Origin of the sequence: Tolypothrix campylonemoides VB511288_2, assembly GCF_045999855.1 — a bacterium.
Taxonomy (GTDB): Bacteria; Cyanobacteriota; Cyanobacteriia; order Cyanobacteriales; family Nostocaceae; genus Scytonema; species Scytonema bouteillei_A.
Map to the genome: position 1 here is coordinate 291000 of NZ_JBFPMW010000012.1, position 20609 is coordinate 311608.

The following is a 20609-nucleotide window of genomic DNA, read 5'->3' on the forward strand; positions in this document are numbered from 1 at the left end:
TAATACATCTCTGCTTTTTTCACGCTTTATTGTTAGTGGTTAGTTGTTAGTTGTGAATTGTTCTACTAACCACTAACCACCAACCACTAACCAACCCAATCAGAACCTGGACAATTAAAAATGGCAACACTACAGCAGCAAAAGATTAGAATTCGTTTACAAGCTTTTGACCGTCGCTTGCTGGACACATCTTGCGAGAAGATTGTAGACACAGCTAACCGCACCAATGCGACAGCTATCGGACCGATTCCTCTTCCTACAAAACGCCGTATCTACTGTGTGTTGCGTTCTCCCCACGTAGATAAAGATTCACGCGAACATTTTGAAACCCGCACCCATCGCCGAATCATTGACATTTATCAGCCTTCTTCCAAGACTATCGATGCTTTGATGAAACTGGATCTTCCTTCTGGTGTGGATATTGAAGTGAAATTATAGTTATTAGTTAGTTGTTAGTTGGTAGGCACAGCTCACCCACTTGTATTTCTAACCACTAACTACCAACTACTAACTCGCAATCATGTATAAAAAATAACAAAGCCCTGAGAAAGATTTTTTCAGGGTTTTTTATTTGCTTTAAGGTCGAAATGATAGAATATGAGAAAGTAGGGGAAAAGTAAAGAAAAATAAATATTTAAGACTGAAAAATTTATACATAGGAAACATGACATCAACTTCTAAAATTGCTGTTTGCGAACTACCTCTGTTCCCGTTGCCAGAAGTAGTTTTGTTCCCTACTAGACCATTACCCCTGCATATCTTTGAATTTCGCTACAGAATTATGATGAACACGATTCTGGAGAGCGATCGCAGGTTTGGTGTTTTGATGGTCGATCCGGTAAGAGGTACGATCGCTAATGTTGGTTGCTGTGCGGAAATCATTCACTATCAGCGCATGCCTGACGATCGGATGAAGATGTTAACGTTAGGGCAACAGAGGTTTCGTCTTCTCAAGTATGTCAGAGAAAAGCCCTACCGGGTAGGTTTGGTCGAGTGGATTGAAGACAAACCCCCTGTAAAAGATTTAAGACCTTTAGCAACTGACGTAGAACAACTGCTGCGAGATGTAGTCAGGTTGTCAGCAAAACTGACAGACCAAAACATCGAGTTACCTGATGATTTGCCAGACTTACCTATAGAGCTATCTTACTGGATTGCAAGCAACCTTTATGGTGTTGCCGCCGAGCAGCAAGCATTGTTAGAGCTTCAAGATACGGCAGAGCGTTTGCAAAGAGAATCAGAAATTTTGACTTCCACTCGCAATCATTTAGCAGCCCGTACTGTTCTCAAAGATACTTTTAATTAATAGTTATTGGTTGGTTGTTAGTGGTTAGTAGCTAGTAGTGATAATAAACAACTAACAGCTAACCACTAACTCTTGAATTGGCAAAACATTATAGCTGCCAAAGATTTTTAAGATCTCTGTATAAGACGCTATCTCTGCCAAGGCAGACTCGACTTGAGGTTCGGATAAATCTGCTTCTAAGTCGATAAAAAATAAATATTCTCCTAACGATCGCTTTGTAGGACGAGATTCAATTTTGCTTAAGTTAATTCCTATACTGGCAAACACTTGTAGTGGTTTTGCTAGTGCGCCGGGTACATTTGCAGGAGTACTAAAAGCAAGCGAGGTGTGACTGGCTCGTTCTAAATGAGAAGGGCGGGCAAATGGGATGTAATTTTTGCCGATCACCCAAAATCGAGTGCAATTTTCCGGGTAATCATTAATCCCAGTTGCTAGCACGGGTAAATTATAGAGTTGTGCTGCACGTTGAGAAGAAATGGCGGCGGCTGTTGTGTCTCGATCGAGTTGCAGTAATGCTTCTGTTGTAGAATTTGTTGGAATTAATTGTACTTTTGGTAGAACTCTATCCAACCATCTCTGACATTGTGCTAGGGCTTGTGGATGAGAGTAAACGGTTTTAAGATCTTCCATACTTTGAGCACAAGAAATTAATGTATGGACTATTGGCATGACTAAAGCTAGCTGAACTTGCAGACCATCAAGTTGCCATAGTGCATCTAACGTCATAGTCACACTACCTTCGATAGAATTTTCCACCGGGACCACAGCCAGTTTTGTCTGTCCTTGTGCAACAGCTCGCAATGTTTGGGCAATACTGGGATACGGACATAGAATGGCTTTCTGGGCTGAGATTTGAGTCAGCCAGTTGTAATAAAGAATTGCTGCTTGTTCCGCATAAGTGCCAGGAGGTCCTAAATGTGCGATCGATAAGGTCATGAAGTTTTTTGTAGCGCAATGAGATACATTTATAGGTTCTTAATAATACATCAGAACCTTTTCCTTATACAGGTCTTTATATCCCATTTCTATCAAAGCTGCCATAAATTTTATATTTGGCTCTCCATTACTACTTTTATCTTGTTTTCTGATGACCGAAAGTCCTACAATTAAGGACATCTCTCAGTTTTTTTGCACAAAAACACAAAGAAAGTTAAAAACTATTACAATTAATTAACAAGTTTTTAAATACTCTCATGCCTACTCGGTTTACTGCATCTCAATTGGTTGCGATCGCAATTCCGGCTCAGCCTATTCCGATTCAACACTATTTGCGCCAGCCCCAACGATTAGTTAGGGCATTGTTTGACCCCAATCGCATTCAGCAGCTGTCTGAGGAAGTCTTTCGTCTGAAATTGCGTCCTCTAAGTTTTATGACACTAAGCATTCAGCCCACTGTGGACTTAAAAGTCACGGCGGAATCAAATGGAACAATTTGCGTGCGATCGGTAGGTTGTGAAATTCTCGGTATTGAATATATCAACCAACGGTTTTCTTTAAACTTAAAAGGATATTTAGCACCAGAACAACTAAATACTGGCACCTACCTCCAAGGAAGAGCCGATTTAGAAGTCCAAGTGGAATTACCACCTCCATTTTCCTTTACACCTAAAGCCATCCTAGAAGCAACGGGCAATGGATTGTTGAAGAGTGTTTTGCTAACTATAAAGCAAAGATTGCAGTATCAGTTACTAGCCGATTACCGCCAATGGGCTTTATCACAAACACGGCAAACACCCCTGACAACCGAAAGCGCAGACTTACCGATGGTGACAGAATAATTACGAATTACGAATTATTCTGGCAGGGACGGAAAGACTTGCGGTGTAAAAGCGAAGGACCATACTGGCGCAATGCCATTAAATGCTTTTGGCTACCGTATCCCTTGTTGCGTTCTAAATCGTACATGGGATATTTAGAAGCAAGTCGTAACACCAAGTCGTCGCGCCAAACTTTGGCAACAATGCTGGCAGAAGCTATAGCTAAAGAGCACTCATCACCTTTAACTATTGTTTGTTGTGGCAGTGGTAAATCATTCACTAACTGATTGCCATCAATCAAGCATAAAGCAGGCTGTATTTTCAATTTCAGCACAGCCCGCTTCATCGCCAACAGTGTTGCCTGCAAAATGTTTATCCGGTCAATTTCTGCGGTGGATGCAAATCCTATTTTCCAGTCTACTGCCAACTCACAGATCTGTTGGGCGAGCAATCGTCTTTGATTACCAGACAGCTTTTTACTGTCCTTAATATTAGCAGCCACAAGATGAGGCAAAGCCAAATTGGGTAATATCACAGCTGCTGCTACCACAGGACCAAATAGAGCACCTCGACCTACTTCATCTACGCCTGCAATAGGTTTTTGAACATTTAACAGCGTGGAAAACTCCAACCACCTTGTTTCTTGTAAAGGCGCTGGCAATTTGGAAGAAGCGGCATTTTGCTCTATGTCTATCATAAGTTGGTCGATCGAGCCAGGTAGATGAATCAATCGGAGTCTACAGAAGAGGAACGGCGACGACGGCGACGCCCGCTTATGCTACCACTTGCTTCAGAGTTATCTACTGCTTCAGAAACGACTGGCTCATCAACCGTTGTTTCTGCTTCTACAGGTTTGCGAATTACCACTGGCTCAACTATGGTTTGAGTGATTGTTGGTGGTTCGCTAATAGGTAACGGGGTTGATTCTTCTTCTTCATCTACAGAACTTGATTCCGTAACTGTTGCTGTTGAATTTTGACCGGGAAGGGTAACGTTAATAATAACTGCCTTGGGATTTTTGACTTCACGATTCAATTTCAGCAGTGGAGACGCACCCGTGTAAGCAAAAACTTCCTGTTCTGGAGAAGACATTTCTACTGTGACAATCTCAGGTGGTTCTACCACTGGTTTGACAGGTTCTATCCTGGTAATTTTAGTCCGTTCGGGTCTGTCGCCCCATGCTCCTTTAGGAACGGGTAAGGGAATTTCTGATACGCTTCCAATTTCCGGTTCGTCATCAAGATCGAAGTCTTGATCGAAAGAAAGTGATGGGCTACCGATTGTCCGGTTTTCTTCTTTGCCATTTCCTCCATTCAGCCCTTGCTGGCGGTTGCGACGGATACGGCGCTTGATTCTATCTTCACCTATTTCCCGGTAGCTGGGATGATGATCTAAATTGAGAGAAGACAACTCGCCACTTGTTTCATAGGATGATGGTTCTCCATACCCGTCGTAATTACTTTCTCGGGGTTCGGGGACTCTGGTTGTTTGCGCCAATCGGGGTTGCTCTCTATTAGACAGAGGAGCAAATCGGTCTGGTAATTCTGCTGGTGATGTTGGTAAACGGCTTTCAGTTTCGCCAGGGAGATGGACAACATGTCCCAAACCGCCACAAGTTGGACAGGTTTTGCCAAACAATTCGTAAATGTTTTGACCTTGGCGCTTGCGAGTCAGTTCCACCAAGCCCAATTCGGTGAGTTGGGCAATTTGGGGACGGGCTTTGTCTGCTTTGAGTGCTTTGTTGAAGTGTTCCAAAACTTGTAGTTGGTCGCGTCGCGATTCCATATCAATAAAATCAACGACTATCACGCCAGCAACGTTTCGCAAGCGGAGTTGGCGAGCAATTTCTGCTGCTGCTTCACAGTTAGTCCACAAAACGGTTTCTCTAGCTGTTGCCGATCGCGTGAACGATCCGGAGTTGACATCTATCACCGTTAATGCTTCTGTTGGTTCAATAATAATATATCCGCCAGAAGGTAGATCTACTCTAGGTTTGAGGGCTTCTTTAATAGCAGCATTAATGCGGAAGTACTCTAATATAGCAGTGCGATCGCGGTGATGGTCGATTAACAACCCTTGTGGAGTTTGTCCGCCACTCCAGTTTTGCAAGTACTGCTTCACTCGCTTTAAACCCGTGCTCGAATCAACCACAATCCGGTTGACATCCGCACCGTACATATCGCGCAGTACGCGTTGGATAAAGTCATCATCTCTATTTAGCAGTGCTGGCGCACGAGTTGATTGCGCTTCTTGCTGAATGGCTTCCCACTGCTTTTGCAGTAATTCTAAATCTTCTATGATTGCTTCTTCCGGCTTACCTTCTGCTTCGGTACGAACGAGCAGACCCATACCTGCGGGCTTAATTAAAATTGCTAAAGCACGCAAGCGGTTGCGTTCGGTTTCGCTCTTTATTCGCCGTGATAAATTTACACCCCGCCCGTAGGGCATCAGCACTACATAACGTCCGGGTAAGGTAATATTTCCCGTCAGTCTCGGTCCTTTGGTTCCTGTTGGTTCTTTCATCACTTGAACCAACACTTTTTGCTGTGGCACTAACAATTCTGTGATTGCTGCGGCTGTACGCTTGAGCCGTAGGGGTCCCAAGTCAGTTACGTGAATAAAACCGTTCCGTTCCGGATCTCCTATATTGACAAACGCAGCATCTATCCCAGGTAATACATTTTCAACTACACCCAAATATATATCACCAATTTGGTGATGACCTGTAGCTACAACAAGTTCTTGTATTTGATCTTCAGAAAATACAGCAGCAATCTGATGCTGTTCTGCTATGATAATTTGTTTTGGCATTCAATTATGTTCCTCAATTCTCGGCGGCACAAACAGACTTTGGGGTTTATTGTTCTTGAAAAGCCCCAGCAAGCCTGAGTCAGTGCAGCTTGTAATAAAAATTGCGATTCTTTGCTCAAACTTCCGCTTCCAATAAGCGCTAGTTGCTTCAAGTTGGGAAACTCAATGGCACTATATTCAAGGGAGCATTGCCGCCCGATGACGCGCCTTCCCAACGCACTTGGCTTTTTTGATTATTCTAGAACGGCTGCATACTATTTAAGCAAATTTAAGCACCCGTCCCCGGTTAATTTTTGATGCAGGTCTCTTACCACTTAAGGCTCGAGCACTCAAAGTAGTTTTAAAAATTATAGAGTTAGAGAAGCCTACGGTGCTTGTTGTTGATTGCTGGATCGAGATTCTAGCTATCAAGGAGAGTGTTTCATGAATCAGATAGCGGTTTTTCACGCCCATAAAATCCTAAATATCGCACTCTAACATCTTTGCTCTTACGCCCTGAACAGTACCAGGGTAGTGAACCAGATCCCTCAATGCAGCGCCAGAAAATTTCTCTTCCTCTAATTCTAACGCAACCTTGTCAAAAATCAATTCCCAAGATATGCATTTAGAGGGCAACCACTAGCAAATTGCCCTCTCCAAGATTATACCGCTAAAACCAGCCGATTGCGGTGAACGTGAAGCAGATGAAATTCTGCACCTGCTACTTGTTCTAGGATAGACAGAATTTGCTCCGGACGCAACACTGTTCCATCTTGGCGACAACTGCCTACATAACGTAGAACGACTGCGGATTGTTCTTGATGTTTAAAACAGCTTTGGACATTAGTTGAGGTCAGACTTGATGGCTCTACTATTTCCAACTCTCTCAAGCGATCGCGCAGATTTACTAACTGTGTCTTACCAGACTTGGTTGTGTGTTCCCACAAAATTTCATCTTTTGCTTTTATTGTATCAATCCAACCTTGCCATTGTACAGGAACCACTTCTCCATTGGAACAAGCTACAGTCATCAAATACTCTGCTGCTTCCAACAGTTGACTGGCTGCTGGTGCTTTTAAATCCAGTTGTTCCACCTTATATAAAGGAGTATCTGGTGGCAAGGCTGCGGCTAGCTTTTGCCGGAAATCCTCCAATTCGATTGGTGTAGTTAGATCGAAATCCACAATTTCACCGCTGCTAGTTGCTCCTAAAGATAAAGCACTGGCAATAGCGATACGAGGATGTGGGTGGAATCCACCTGTAAAAGAAATTGGTAATCCCGCTCTTCGCAAAGCCCGATCGAACAAGCGCAATAGATCCAAATGACTGACTAAAGCCATGTTACCCAGTTTACCAAACCAAACACGCAATCTTTGTGCTTTTGTTTTGTTGGGTACAAACTCCCCAGCAAATTTAGGAATCTCTGGTGGCGAAATCACTATATTGTGACCAAAATCAGTACTGCAAACCCCACAATGAGAACAGCCTTCAAAAGAGCAATCCGGTACTGTAGCTGCTTGTAGAGCGCGTTGTAAATCTTCCTTGAGCCATTTTTTATCGATACCTGTATCGAGATGGTCCCAAGGGAGGGGTCGGTCTAGAGCATGGGACAAGGTAGACAAAGGAGAAAGTTCTACCGGATCTTCCTTGTCCTCCTTGTCTCCTTCTTCCCCTGTGTGTTCAACTCCAAACAAATTCCATTCACCGTTTTCAACCAGGCGGTATTTCCAATCCAAACCTGCTTCTGCGATCGCAGTTCCCCATGCGCTGTATGCTTTTTCTATATTCTCGTACCAAGAGTCCATTCCAGCACCTAGTTCCCAAGCACGACGGACCACACGAGCAAGGGTGCGATCGCCTCGTCCTACAAAATCTTCCATTGCTGAAATCCGGACATCGGTGAAATTCACCTTCACTCCTTTCATACGGCGAAATGCTTGCCGCAATAAGCCTTGCTTGCGTTTAAACTCTGCTGTTGAAACTGAGTGCCACTGAAAAGGAGTATGGGGTTTGGGCGTAAAATTAGAAATTGTTAAGTTTAACGACAGAGGTTTTCTCCGATTTGCCCGACACTCTTGTTGCAACCAGCTTACTGTTTCCGCAATACCCAAAACATCAGCATCAGTTTCTCCGGGTAAGCCAATCATAAAGTACAGCTTAATTTTGTCCCAACCTTTTTCCCAAGCCGTTTTTACACCTCGCAACAGTTCTTCATTTGTCAATCCTTTATTGACAATATCGCGCATCCGTTGCGTACCAGCTTCTGGTGCAAAAGTCAATCCCCCTTGTCTTGTACCACCCAAGATATTGGCAATATTTTCATCAAATCTGTCTACTCGTTGGCTTGGTAAAGAAAGAGTTATGTTCTCATTTTTGAGACGGTTCTTAATTTCCATCCCTACAGCTGGCAGAGACAAATAATCAGAACAACTGAGAGATAGCAAGGAAAATTCATTATAACCCGTCTGCCGCATTCCTTGCTCAATTGCTTCAACCACGCGCTCCGGTTCTACATCTCGCGCCGGTCTAGTCAGCATTCCCGGTTGACAAAAGCGACAGCCACGGGTACAACCGCGACGTATTTCAATTGTCAGGCGATCGTGGACTGGTTGGATGTAGGGAACCAAGCCAATGGAGTAGGCGGGTATGGGAGTTGCGACTCGGCGCAAGATTTTTTTGGGAACATCCGGGCGGTTGGGATGAACCGAACCGTCCTCCGCCATATCGTAAAACTGAGGAACGTACACGCCCGGTATTTGTGCTAACTCCAGCAATAACTCTGTACGATTGAGCCCTGCTTTCTTACCTTCTTCCAAAATCAAACCAATTTCTGGTAGAAGTTCTTCACCATCCCCCAATGCAACAAAATCAAAGAAATCAGCATAGGGTTCGGGATTGGACGTCGCCGTTTGTCCACCCGCGAAGATTAAAGGATAAGACAAGGGAGAGGGGGGAGATAAGGTATAACTGTCTTCCTTGTCCCCCTTGTCTTCCTTGTCCCCTAGTCCCCTATCCCCAGTCCCTTCCATACGTTCCCGCCAAGTTAAAGGAATACCAGCTAAATCCAACATCTCCAAAATGTTGGTTACCCCTAACTCATAACTGAGGCTAAATCCTAAAATGTCAAATTCGCTCAACGCTCGCTTGGATTCCACCGCAAACAACGGTGTGTTTGTTGCTCTTAACTTCGCCGCTAAGTCCGTTCCTGGTAGATACGAACGATCGCATAACTGGCGCGGCTGGGTATTAAGAATGTTATAGAGAATAACATGCCCTAGATTTGCGGCACCAACTTCATAGACTTCTGGGTAGGTAAGTACCCAGCGTACTACTGCGGAGTCCCAAGGCTTATGAACTGCTAAGAGCTCGTTACCTAGGTAACGAGCTGGCTTTAATATATCCGGTGAGATTAACTTTTCAAATGCAACAGCCACTGTGCTATCTTCGAGCTACCTTATAATACAGATACTCCCCTCCAACCTTAGCATTGATTCGGTGTTTGGTGGCGAGCCGCTCGTTTTATTTTCCTAATTTCAGGCACACAACAGTGCTGGTTCCCCTACAGACTCGCAAGTGGCTTCAAATTCTGCCTCGCGTACAGATTCACAAGTGGCTTCAAATTCTGCCTCGCAATCAAACATTTCAAAAACTGTATCGAGTTGTGTCAGTTCAAAAATCATTCTTAATGGAGCAGGGACGCAGCAGAGGCTAAAACGCTTTCTCTTGGTTTGAGCCAATTTCAGTGCAGACACCAATGCCATCAACCCAGAGCAATCTAAAGATTCTACATATTGTAAATCTAACAGTAAGACAGAAATATCTTCTTTTACTAGGGTAGTCCTCAGGTCTTTATCTAACTCTAGAGCTTTTGAGCCGCTTAAACTACCTTGTGGGCGAATAACTGCAATTTTTGGATAATCTATTAACAACATTGTGACATCCTATGTTTGGTTCATGAAATTTTAAAGATAGATGTATTTGACCATAATCTTTTTTTCCTCACATCGACCATTTGTCCTACGCCTCTTTGCTGAATCTTTATTGCCACAGCCGTTCTCTTTAAAGATTGTCTCAAATTCACAAAAAACTGTATTTAAATATACATTCAAGGGAACTCATTCTAAGATTCTGGATATAAGTTTAATAAAGAAAAAATGGTTTTACTTGCTTTGTAGAGAAAGACTCATGTAAGCTATGATTCTAAGACCATTTCGAGATTTAAAATGAGAAAACTTATAAGTTTTGTATACATTTTTTTCACTATGTCTTTTGGCTTTCCAGCAAACTCAATGTTAAAAAAAGCTGTGATCTAGGTCACAAAAAAGCGGGGTTTGCGATCGCTTTTTATACAAAATCTTCTCGTGGAGAATAACAATTTAGGATATTACGCTTATTTTTGTATGAAAACCAGATATTCTATTCGTCTCTTGGTAGAAAAAGCTCTTGATATCAAAAAACTAACTCCTGAAATAGAAAACGAAATTAACTGGGAGTTAACGCAGACGGGATATATTTCCGATATAGACTATGAAGCATTAGAATTACTTATGGCAGAGATGGATGCTGGGCGCATTCAGTTAGTTCCAAGCATTTCTTAACAGCGATTGAGAACCAGTCTTCGATCGATAAAAATTGGGACGGGTAACAATTTATATTTCTTTGCCTGCTGACTTTATATTAGCTTCAACCTACTTATTACCTTTATTAAAAAATATTCCTAAAGTCCCCCTTAAAACGGGGGATTTGGGTGTCTCTGCAAAACTTTGATACAGCACTAAAAATATTTCACATACCCTCTAAGACTATTACTATCGATCGAAAAGAAAATATATTTCTGATTAACTACTGACTGTAATGGCGTAAACTGTGAGAACAATGCTTTTCCAGTTCATAAAGTAGTCCGTAACAGTTGCCATGCAGCTTGCCAAACGCTTAGAAAAAATTCCCCATTACCTATTTGCCCAGATCGATCGCAAGGAAGCGAAACTTGTTTCCCAGGGTATTGACGTCATCAATTTAGCAAAAGGCGATCCAGATAAACCCACACTTGCTCGCGTTGTTAGGGCAATGCATGATGCAATCGATAACCCTTCTAGCCACGCCTATCCACCTTATCAAGGAACCAAAGATTTTCGTGAAGCAGCCGCTCGGTGGATGGAACGTAGATTCAAAGTGGAAGATCTAGATCCCAACTCGGAAATAATATCTTCTGTTGGTTCCAAGGAATCCATCCACAATCTGTTCTTAGCATTCGTAGAAGAAGGAGACCACACCCTGATTCCTGACCCAGGCTATCCAGTATATCGGACATCTACAATTTTCGTGGGTGGCGAACCATATGCCATGCCTCTAAAGGCAGAAAATAATTTTTTACCCGATTTAACTTCTATCCCGGAAGAAATAGCCCATAAGAGTAAGCTGTTATGGGTAAATTACCCTAACAATCCCACAGGTGCGATCGCGACTTTAGAATTTTTCGAGGAACTAGTTACATTTTGTAAACAGTACGATATTTTGTTATGTCACGACCACGCATACTCAGAAATTGCCTACGACAATTACAAACCGCCAAGCGTACTGCAAATTCCTGGAGCAAAAGATATAGCAATTGAGTTTCACAGTTTGTCTAAGTCTTACAACATGGCTGGTTGGCGCATTGGATTTGTAGCAGGAAACGCTAAAGCTGTTGGTGCTTTAAAACAGGTCAAGAGTAATATCGATTCTGGAGTGTTTAGAGCAATTCAAATGAGTGCGATCGCAGCTTTTTGTGCGAGTGAAGAAGAACTCAAGTCTGTTTCAGCAGTTTATCAAAACCGACGCGAAATTCTCGTTCAAGGATTGCGATCGTTAGGTTGGTCTATTGAAGCACCCAAAGCAACCCTGTATTTTTGGGTTCCCGTTCCTCAAGGATATTCCTCTACAGAATTTGTCACACTACTCCTTGACAAATGCGGCATTATTGTTGCGCCTGGTATAGGTTATGGCGAATCGGGAGAAGGTTTTTTCCGCATAGCCCTGACTCTCCCTGAAGAACGCATCGAAGAAGCCCTTCAACGGATGCGTGATGCGGGAATCAGGTATGAATTATAAATTATGAATTATGAATTATGAATAAGAAAATTTCATAATTCATAATTTATAATTCATAATTCCTTTGCGATCGCCAAATTTGGTGAAGAAATTGATTGAGTTGGTGTTTGGCGACGGTTTCATGTCCGGGTTTGGGTTCCTTAGCCAAAACCTGACTTAACAAACCAATAACTTCTACGTCCAAAGCAGGTTGAAATAAACCCACAGACCAGAGTAAGTCAGATGCATCCCGCAAGTCAGCGATCGCAGGGGAGTCTTCTTGGGTAAAGGTAACCAACAGTAAAGGACGCACCCAACATAACTGACGAGAGGTTACCACTTGAATAACTTCTGCGTACAACTTCTTGTTACCGTGCTCTAAAGACACAATTTGACCGGGTTGAAAGTTCGGGCGATCGTCCATGTTTCAGCTTGGGCGGGAAAAACTGACCCCTAGCCCCTATTTTCATACATACCAAAAAATTCAAAATGCAAAAAATTAAACACTTGTTGCATAGCTATGTTATAGAATAGATTAACAAGTGTTAAGTCATCATTTCAATAACTTTCGTTGTACTAATCCTGTAAAAGAAGAGCAAAGAGCCGTGTCTGTCGAAACCCTAGAAAAGCGTTCAACATCGCGCAAGCTAGCGCCTCGATATAAAGTTTTGCTCCATAACGACGAATACAACCCTATGGAGTATGTAGTCCAAGTTCTACTGACTACTGTGCCGAATCTGACTCAGCCTCAGGCTGTTAGTATCATGATGGAAGCACATACAAATGGTCTTGCTTTGGTCATTACCTGCGCCCAAGAACATGCGGAGTTCTATTGTGAAACGTTGAAAAATCATGGTTTAACCAGCACAATAGAACCTGAAGAGTAGAAGACAACAGTTGTTGAAAACAGAAATTCACCGTTTGTCTCAACGCCCCGCCCCTATTAGGCTGGGTTGTTTTGTGCTGTGTTTGCTAATCCTGTGGTTGCCTCTAGCTGCTCCATTTTATTTGTATGTACGCGACACTAACCTAGTCAGCATTGTGACAATGGTGTTGCTGTATGTCGAATTTATGATTTTAACCAAGCTATGGGGCAAGCACGTTTACAATGAGTCTCAGGTACTGCGGCGCTATGGCTTGGAGTTTACACGCCAGAATGGTGTAGAACTGTTGCGTGGATTGGCTATCGGTTTTATTTGTGTTTTAGTTTTATTTGGAATAGAAGGCATTTTAGGTTGGCTGGTTTGGCAACAACCCGAAGTTTTTTTATTGAAAATTGTTTTAGAAGGTTTAATTGTAGGCTTGGCGGTAGGGTTCGCTGAAGAACTCCTGTTTCGAGGCTGGTTGCTTGATGAGTTGCAACGGAACTACAGCCCAAACGTAAGTCTTTGGGTAAATGCAGTTTTATTTGCTGTATCGCATTTTATTAAACCTTTGGAAGCAATTATTCACTCATTTCCTCAATTTCCTGCTTTAGTTCTCTTAGGGTTAACGCAGGTATGGAGTAAGCGCTGGTGTAGGGGACGCCTTGGTCTAGCAATGGGTTTGCATGGGGGTTTGGCTTGGGGGTACTACATTATTAATGTTGGGAATTTAATGACTTATTCCGGACAAGTACCGGACTGGGTAACTGGTGTGAATAGGAATCCTTTGGCTGGAATCATGGGGTTGTTATTTATGGCTGTTCTGGCATTATTTATACGGGGACGCGCTGGTAAGTTGGGTGAAGCGTCAAAGCTCTCAACCAGGAGCGTTAAAAACCAAAATTAAGACAAGGGAGTAGAACGGGGAAGAAGATCGTTTCCCCTAACCCCTAATCCCTATTTTCAAAGGAATCTCAATAATAAACTCTGTACCCTGACCTACTGTTGAAATACAGCGCAATTCACCTTGGTGTTTCTCAATAATTTGATGACTAATGGCTAAGCCCAACCCCGTACCTTTACCAACAGGTTTAGTGGTGAAGAAGGGATCGAAGATCCGTGGCTTGAATGTTTCCGGAATGCCAACCCCATTGTCAGCAATATAAATTGCGACTTTTTCACCCTCTCGTAATTCAGTACGAATTTGAATCTGAGGTAAGAAATTTTCACTTGCTTGTTTTGCTCTTTCAATTTTTTGTTCTACAGCATCTATAGCATTGACAAGCAAGTTCATAAATACCTGATTTAATTGACTGGCATAACATCTAATAGGAGGTAAGCGATCGTAAATTTTAATCAGTTGAATTTCCTTGCGTTGTGATGTTTGTTGCAGTCGGTGTTGCAATATGAAGAGCGTGCTATCTAAACCTTGATGAATATTGACAGTTTTGATAATAGCTTCATCTAATCGGGAAAAAGTTCTTAGAGAAACAACAATATCATGAATGCGCTCAATTCCAAATTTCATTGAAGACATGACTTTTGGTAAGTCCTGTTTGATAAAATCTAAATCGAATTTTTCTAACAAATCTTCAATTTCTGGGTTTGGTTTGAGATTATAATATTGTTGATACTTCTCAATAAGACTCAGCAAATTTTTACTATACTCATTTACGTAATTAAGATTACCACAAAGAAAATTAACAGGGTTGTTAATTTCATGAGCAATACCTGCCACTAATTGCCCCAAGCTAGACATTTTCTCTGTTTGAACCAATTGGCTTTGGGTACGTTTTAGCTGTTCTATCGCTTCTTGGAGTTCTACCGCTTTTTGACGTTCTCTCGCTTCACTTTCACGCAATGCATTTTCTACTTGTTTGCGTTCAACTACTTCTTGTAATAATTGATCGAGTACCTGTTGAAGTTCGATTGTCCGCCGAAGTAATGCGGATTCTGCTTGCTGTCGGCGTTTGTCATTGCGGTGGGCGGCTATGACGTTGCTACAGGTTAGCAAAAATGGTTCTAAGTAGGTTATCAAAGATTTACCGTAACCACCGGGACGGTTAGCGATTCCCACCATACCCAGTAATTGCTTTTCTTTCATGAAAAAGGGCAAGCCTAAAAACGCCTTTAAAGGTGGATGCTCTTCCAGTGTTCCTCCCCTATTGGGGTCGGTAGTGAGATGGTTGGCAATCACGGGTTGACCCGTAACCAAGATTTCTCCAAAGAAGGTTTTGAGATTGTAAAATTCCATCCCCTTTGGGGTATTTTCTTCATAAAAAGCTCTTGTTTCATCATTCCCAGTATTGTTGGTAATGGTGTAAGTCCTGAGATAGGGCTGACCTCGGACTTTCATGTGTGCTTCCAACTCAGGTTGACCGTTATCTGTATAAACAACTTCTCCAATAAAGCCGTATTCACTTTCTGTGAGTTCTAAAAGATTGTCTAGTAAATTGTCAAACAGAATGCGTGGATTGGCGTCAACTATAAACTGAGACTGAGCGACAGTTAGGGCTTTTAGCAAGTTATGGCTTGCTTCTAGCTGTTCTAGTGTATCTTCTGGCGATCGCAGAGCATATTTTGTGCCCGATTCTGCTTCACACAGTCCGCCAGTTTCACTCTCCAAGCCGCTTTCAGCGTCACTTCGCGAACAAAATCCCCGAATTTGATTTGAATTTTCTGAGGATATCATTTTTTTTGATAGATGCTTAAGTATTATTTGTGTTATGTTGGATTGATAACATTATATTTGAGAATTTAATACAGTATTATCACGTAGAAATCATGAAGTCTTCTTAGAGATTTCAATGTCACTAAGCGTGGAGCACGGGTTGTTGTTAATCGGTAACACGACGGTAAATTGAGTTCCTTGACCGGGTAAGGAATTCACCTCAACTTCCCCGCCGTGTCTTTCTACAACGATTTCACGGACAAGCGCCAACCCCAGCCCAGTTCCCTTACCTACAGCTTTAGTTGTATAAAGGTAGTCGAAGATACGCTGTTTAACTTCCTCAGTCATACCAATACCGTTATCGGTAATACGGATTCTCACGCGATCGCTATCTAACTGCAAGGTTTGAATCGCAATACGATTGGGATTGGCTGAAATATCGGCAAAACTGCGCCCTTGATTTGATTCTTCCAAGGCGTCGATCGCATTTGCTAGAAGATTCATAAAAACCTGATTAAGTTGTCCTGGGAAACAATGAATTACTGGTAATTCGCTATACTCAGTAATAACTTCAATTATCGGGCGATCGTCGTTAGCTTTTAATCGATGTTTGAGAATCAGCAGCGTACTCTCAAGCCCTTCATGGATATTAAAGGGGACTTTGTAATCCTTATCAGCGCGGGAGAAGGTGCGTAAGCTGGTGCTAATACTGTGAAGGCGCTTGATACCAATTTGCATGGAACTTAACAGTTTGGGCAGATCTTCCCGTAAATACTGGAGGTCAACAGCCTTAATTTCAGACTCGATGGAGACGTTGGGATGGGGATATTCTTGCTGATAAAGGTCAAGCAACCTCAACAAATCCTTCACATAGTCTTGTGCTGGCTGTAGATTCCCCAATAAAAAACCAACAGGATTGTTAATTTCGTGAGCAACACCCGTGACAAGGTTACCTAAAGCTGACATTTTTTCCTTTTGCACGAGTTGCATCTGGGTTTGCTGGAGGTTCTTTAAAGCTTGCTCTAATTTTTCTGCTTGGTGTCTGAGAGTAATTTCTACTAAATGCCGTTCAATTGCAATTCGTGCTAAATATGTTGCTTTTTCAAGGAGTGCGCGATCGTGGTTAGTTGGTTTGTAGCGGAAGGGATGGTACATTGCAAAAGTTGCCAGCACGTGTCCGTCTGCTGAGAGAATGGGTGTAGACCAACACGCTTTCAAACCATAGTCCAAAGCAATTTGAAATTTTGCCCACAACGGATCTGTGGCAATGTCTTCTACAATGACCGAAGCTTTATGGTAAGCAGCAGTACCGCAGGAACCTACCATTGGTCCAATTTCGATACCATCAATCTTTGCATTATATTCTGCGGGCAAACTGGGTGCTGCACCGTGGCGCAACCGTTTGCCATCTTCAACAAATAAAAAGGAACAAAAGACTGTCTGTTTTGAGCGCGATTCAATTAACAGGGCTAACTCCTCTAAAACAGTTCCCAATGGCTTTCCCTGAGCAATGGATGCTAGGATTTGATGCTGTCCATCGGATAAGGCTAGTGTCTCTTCTAATTGTTGGGCATATTCTTGTAACTCTTGGTAACGCTCGAGAACAGTTTTAAAATCCAACGTGTCTGAAGCACCACCGTCAAAGCTTGTTGCTTTATAGTCCCCAGAAGAAGTATTGGTAAGACTCTCTGTTTCAGCCAATTTAAAAGGCAATTGTTCTGTGATGGTTACATCTACTGCTACATTCACGTTCATACTGACTTCTTCTCCAAACATTGGCTTATAACAGTCAGTATGCCTTGTACGTGTAAGACATAACACAGTATAATTACTTGATAGTGTTAAGCAACAAATTTTTATTAGGTGGGCAGTGCCCACTGATATCTCACTGCGAACACTGCCTACCTTACTCTTCTGTCACTGTTCCTGCCAAACACGCCCTGTCTAAATTAATACCACTCAAATTAGCACCATCTAATTCAGCACAGAGTAAGTTTGCGCCTGTGAGATTTGCCCCCGCAAGATTTGCCCCTCGCAAATCAGCTTCTTCTAAATTTGCCTCACTTAACAAAGCTCCTTGTAAATCTGCACGGCTTAAATCTGCGCCTTTAAGATTTGCCCCAGTTAAATTCGCACCACGCAAATCGGCACCGCGAAAGTCAACACCTTGTAAGTTAACATTCATTAAATTAGCCCCACTTAAAAAAGCACCAGCACAAGATACCTCACTCAATCTCGCGCCCATTAAGTTAGCACCCCGGAAGTTACCACCTCGCAAGTCAGCTTCTGTTAAATCTGCTTGCATTAAATTTGCTCCCATAAGGTTTGCTCGCAAGTCAGCTTGTACCAGAATTGCGCCCATCAAATTAGCGCCTTCTAAATGTCCGCCCTCAAGTTTGGAACTTGTGAAATTTACGCCAACAAGGTTTGCACCAGCAAGATTAATGCGGTTTAAATCGAGATTTGATAAATCTTCGTCTTCTAAAGAAGCACCAGGCAAGTGTTTGAGTTGTCCCAATCGAATTTCTTCTATGTTCATAGAGATGATTGCAAAAAAGAAGATGAAGAATCAGTTGCTAAATGGATGAAGCCTCCTCAATGAATTAAGGAGGTTAACTTCATACTTTATACTTTATACTTCACACTTTAGCCCCTAGCTTGATTTTTTTGCGAATTTCCTGAATGTTCCAGTTGGTCAATTTTGCAAGAGTTTGGGCTTCCCTTTCAAAACGTTTCGGCAAAGACTGTTTGTATTGTCTACCACTTTCACAGTTCATTTCCCCTGTAAAAGGATGCTGCAAAATGTATCGTCCTTGGAAAGATTCGCGGTTCGAGGTTTCTTGAAACATTAAGTCTTCTGGGAATTTATTTCGGGTATAACGCACGTGCAGACGGGTTATAAAAACATTATCGGACACAATCGGAGGGCGCACCACTCTAGGACGGGGTACCGGTCTGTTCTCTGGAGAGACATCATCGAGCCAAAATACGCCTGCTTGCTTGAGTTCTTCACGGTTGAGAGGATCGGCAGAACAAGGATCGCAATTGCTCATGTCCCAAGCATATTCTAAAAAAGCGACTTTTTTATCTTCTCGCGTGTAGGCAGTTTGGAACATGGATTGGTAAAACTTACCAAATTCTTGTTTCACAAATAGAGGGATATTTGCATCCGAGGGGATTTTCACAGTTCGGTAATTTGTAACTTCAGCTTGTCCTTTAGGCGATAAAATATAGACAATTAAATCTTGCTCGTTGGTTGAATTAATCATTCCCAACCGAATGGGCAGCATAAATTTAGGCGATTGGTAAGAAATTTGCAACGGACGCAAAAACTGATATCCTGTTTCTTCAAATTTATCTAGGTTGACTTTGGCAACAAAAAACTTCATTTTTTGACGGATGTAAGGTTGAAGTAATTGTTTTGCTCCTTTAGGGATTTTGTAGCCGTTACGATTCAACCAAGTTTCCAATCCGCCTGATTCTTTAGCACTCAGAATCACAATGTCGTATTCACCAACATTAAAGCGGGCTTCGACAGTTACACCCAAACTGTCATTCCGCTCTCTCCTTGCAGAACCTGCACTTCTAGCTATTGGTGCTGGTAAAGCATCCATAGCTTCTGGGTAATTTTGCTCGCAAGGGTTAGAGTCAAAATACTCTACCAATCGCGGCGCACTAAAAGCATCCAAACGTTCGAGAATTTTGGGGAGAGCAACTCGAACTTGGTCTTTTTTAACTACAGTAGGTACGGGTACGACAACTGCAAAATCTTTGACTTCCCCTTGATAGTCATTTGCCATCGTGAGAACAGTCCGATCGCCACTTCGAGCGATCGCAACTTGTGAAGCTTTGTTATACAGTTTACTATCAGCCTTAGCAACATAAAATCCACAAAAAGCCCAAGCGGGAGATACAAAGCAAATAGCAAGTGTAACTGTTAGTAGTAATGAAATGATGAATTGATATAGTTTCATGTATTTGGTCAGTTATTAGTTGTTAGTTCTTACTAGCAATTAGCCATTAGCAATTAGCCATTAGCAATTAGCCATTAGCCCTTCGGGTTCGCCCTTCGGGTTCGCCCTTCGGGTTCGCCAGTCCCCTACGGCGGGAAACCCGCCTGCAGGGCTGGTCTCACCAGTCCCCTACGGCGGGAAACCCGCCTACAGGGCTGGTCTCACCAGTCCCCTACGGCGGGAAACCCGCCTACAGGGCTGGTCTCACCATTAGCAATTAGCCATTAGCAATTAGCCATTAGCAATTAGCAATTAGCAATTAGCCATTAACTTTTCTTTCCATCAACCAAGAAAAACGCGGTGCTGACCACAATATGTCTGTTAGGATAGTCAGTGGAGCAATTGCAAATAATGCCCAAAAAACTGCTGTAGAAATGTAGAAGTAATTCCTGAGAAGAAAAGTCAATAACGCAATACACACAGCCCAAATTATGCGCCCGGTTTTTGCATTGGGAATTGAGCGAGGGTCTGTTATCATAAACAGGGCAAAAAGAAGCAACGAGCCGCTCGTGAGTCGGTGCAAAAAAACATCCCAAGTCCAGCCCAGCCAAATATTGCGAATCGCTTCTAACCCAGCGTAGGTACCTAGAAAAGCTGTTGTCGTATCCCAACGTCCAACTCGCTTGAGAATCATGCCTCCGGTTCCAGCAAATAGCAGCCCATACCACCAGTCTTCCCCCCACTGTCCTGGCGAAACCCATGCATCAGGAGTTAATGCTAAGGCAGAGATGATACCAAAGTTAGCGGGGTTAAAGAAATGTTTGCCGTCAACTTTAAAAACAAATTTGCTAGCAATAGCGCTTGCTGCAGCGAAAGCCATTGTTGTCCAATGGTCAGCCCTTAACAACAGGCTAAGCCCGAGGGAAGTAATGACAGCACTGCGAAGACTTATGGTTTGTTCTTTGTCCCGAACTATTGACAAATGATTAACAATCGATGACAACAGCCATTGTATGGATATACAAGTGACGATTGCTACTAGAATTAACTGAGGTTGTAATGTCCAGTCTCTTGCTCCAATTCCAAGAATTAAGAACAAGGTGAGAAAAAGAATTTGATAATCGCGTATATCTTTAAACAGCATTACCCGCTATAACCGGGATTTCTCTTAGATGGCTGTTCTAGATATAAACTGAAATT

The 20609-nt window shown here is 42.6% G+C and carries 18 protein-coding genes; 7 read left to right on the forward strand and 11 right to left on the reverse strand.

Annotated features, from left to right (window positions below):
• Positions 1-120 precede the first annotated feature (120 nt).
• Positions 121-438: a 30S ribosomal protein S10 gene (gene rpsJ / locus AB0756_RS30080; protein WP_008232935.1), complete on the forward strand. Its 318-nt coding sequence runs from the start codon at positions 121-123 to the stop codon at positions 436-438.
• A 226-nt stretch (positions 439-664) separates the two neighbouring features.
• Positions 665-1306: an LON peptidase substrate-binding domain-containing protein gene (locus AB0756_RS30085; RefSeq protein ID WP_038075868.1), complete on the forward strand. Its 642-nt coding sequence runs from the start codon at positions 665-667 to the stop codon at positions 1304-1306.
• A gap of 51 nt (positions 1307-1357) precedes the next feature.
• Here the strand turns inward: AB0756_RS30085 and pheA are convergent, their stop codons facing one another.
• On the reverse strand, positions 1358-2242 hold the full coding sequence (gene pheA, locus AB0756_RS30090; RefSeq protein WP_038075865.1) for a prephenate dehydratase: 885 nt from the start codon (positions 2240-2242) through the stop codon (positions 1358-1360).
• A 257-nt stretch (positions 2243-2499) separates the two neighbouring features.
• Between pheA and AB0756_RS30095 the strand changes: the two genes are divergently transcribed.
• The gene (locus AB0756_RS30095) at positions 2500-3084 is read left to right on the forward strand and encodes a DUF1997 domain-containing protein (RefSeq protein ID WP_038075862.1); all 585 of its coding nucleotides are present in this window, start codon (positions 2500-2502) and stop codon (positions 3082-3084) included.
• Positions 3085-3091: 7 nt separating this feature from the next.
• Here AB0756_RS30095 and AB0756_RS30100 read toward each other — a convergent pair whose 3' ends face one another.
• The 4 genes from AB0756_RS30100 to AB0756_RS30115 form a co-directional block, all read right to left on the reverse strand.
• Positions 3092-3760: a ribonuclease HII gene (locus tag AB0756_RS30100; protein WP_038075858.1), complete on the reverse strand. Its 669-nt coding sequence runs from the start codon at positions 3758-3760 to the stop codon at positions 3092-3094.
• Between the two features lie 29 nt (positions 3761-3789).
• Complete coding sequence (locus AB0756_RS30105; protein WP_038075856.1) at positions 3790-5874, reverse strand: Rne/Rng family ribonuclease; 2085 nt, start codon at positions 5872-5874, stop codon at positions 3790-3792.
• A gap of 641 nt (positions 5875-6515) precedes the next feature.
• On the reverse strand, positions 6516-9287 hold the full coding sequence (locus tag AB0756_RS30110) for a TIGR03936 family radical SAM-associated protein (protein ID WP_038075853.1): 2772 nt from the start codon (positions 9285-9287) through the stop codon (positions 6516-6518).
• A gap of 99 nt (positions 9288-9386) precedes the next feature.
• Entirely contained in the window at positions 9387-9785 is a 399-nt protein-coding gene (locus tag AB0756_RS30115; protein WP_050046760.1) for an STAS domain-containing protein, read from the reverse strand.
• Between the two features lie 468 nt (positions 9786-10253).
• Between AB0756_RS30115 and AB0756_RS30120 the strand changes: the two genes are divergently transcribed.
• A complete protein-coding gene (locus AB0756_RS30120; RefSeq protein WP_038076116.1) occupies positions 10254-10451 on the forward strand; it encodes a hypothetical protein in 198 nt (65 codons plus the stop codon).
• 316 nt (positions 10452-10767) lie between these two features.
• Positions 10768-11943 (forward strand): LL-diaminopimelate aminotransferase, encoded by a 1176-nt coding sequence (locus tag AB0756_RS30125; protein ID WP_038075852.1) that lies wholly within the window; start codon positions 10768-10770, stop codon positions 11941-11943.
• Positions 11944-11989: 46 nt separating this feature from the next.
• On the opposite strand, the gene AB0756_RS30130 is transcribed toward AB0756_RS30125, so the two are convergent.
• The gene (locus AB0756_RS30130) at positions 11990-12346 is read right to left on the reverse strand and encodes a hypothetical protein (protein ID WP_038075848.1); all 357 of its coding nucleotides are present in this window, start codon (positions 12344-12346) and stop codon (positions 11990-11992) included.
• Positions 12347-12527: 181 nt separating this feature from the next.
• On the opposite strand from AB0756_RS30130, the gene clpS reads away from it, so the two are divergent.
• Together clpS and AB0756_RS30140 are read left to right on the forward strand one after the other, a co-directional pair.
• Positions 12528-12809 (forward strand): ATP-dependent Clp protease adapter ClpS, encoded by a 282-nt coding sequence (gene clpS / locus AB0756_RS30135; protein WP_038075846.1) that lies wholly within the window; start codon positions 12528-12530, stop codon positions 12807-12809.
• 10 nt (positions 12810-12819) lie between these two features.
• On the forward strand, positions 12820-13692 hold the full coding sequence (locus AB0756_RS30140; RefSeq protein WP_408019901.1) for a CPBP family intramembrane glutamic endopeptidase: 873 nt from the start codon (positions 12820-12822) through the stop codon (positions 13690-13692).
• Positions 13693-13728: 36 nt separating this feature from the next.
• Here AB0756_RS30140 and AB0756_RS30145 read toward each other — a convergent pair whose 3' ends face one another.
• The 5 genes from AB0756_RS30145 to AB0756_RS30165 all read right to left on the reverse strand — a co-directional run bounded on the left by AB0756_RS30145 (position 13729) and on the right by AB0756_RS30165 (position 20553).
• Positions 13729-15477, reverse strand: a complete 1749-nt coding sequence (locus AB0756_RS30145; RefSeq protein ID WP_237265959.1) for an ATP-binding protein — start codon at positions 15475-15477, stop codon at positions 13729-13731.
• Between the two features lie 90 nt (positions 15478-15567).
• A complete protein-coding gene (locus AB0756_RS30150; RefSeq protein ID WP_202048666.1) occupies positions 15568-17211 on the reverse strand; it encodes a sensor histidine kinase in 1644 nt (547 codons plus the stop codon).
• 151 nt (positions 17212-17362) lie between these two features.
• Positions 17363-17995, reverse strand: coding sequence for a pentapeptide repeat-containing protein (locus AB0756_RS30155; RefSeq protein ID WP_038075843.1), 633 nt, complete (start codon positions 17993-17995; stop codon positions 17363-17365).
• A 100-nt stretch (positions 17996-18095) separates the two neighbouring features.
• Positions 18096-19430: a DUF2330 domain-containing protein gene (locus tag AB0756_RS30160; protein WP_038076102.1), complete on the reverse strand. Its 1335-nt coding sequence runs from the start codon at positions 19428-19430 to the stop codon at positions 18096-18098.
• A gap of 298 nt (positions 19431-19728) precedes the next feature.
• Complete coding sequence (locus tag AB0756_RS30165) at positions 19729-20553, reverse strand: RnfABCDGE type electron transport complex subunit D (protein WP_038079272.1); 825 nt, start codon at positions 20551-20553, stop codon at positions 19729-19731.
• Positions 20554-20609: the final 56 nt, after the last annotated feature.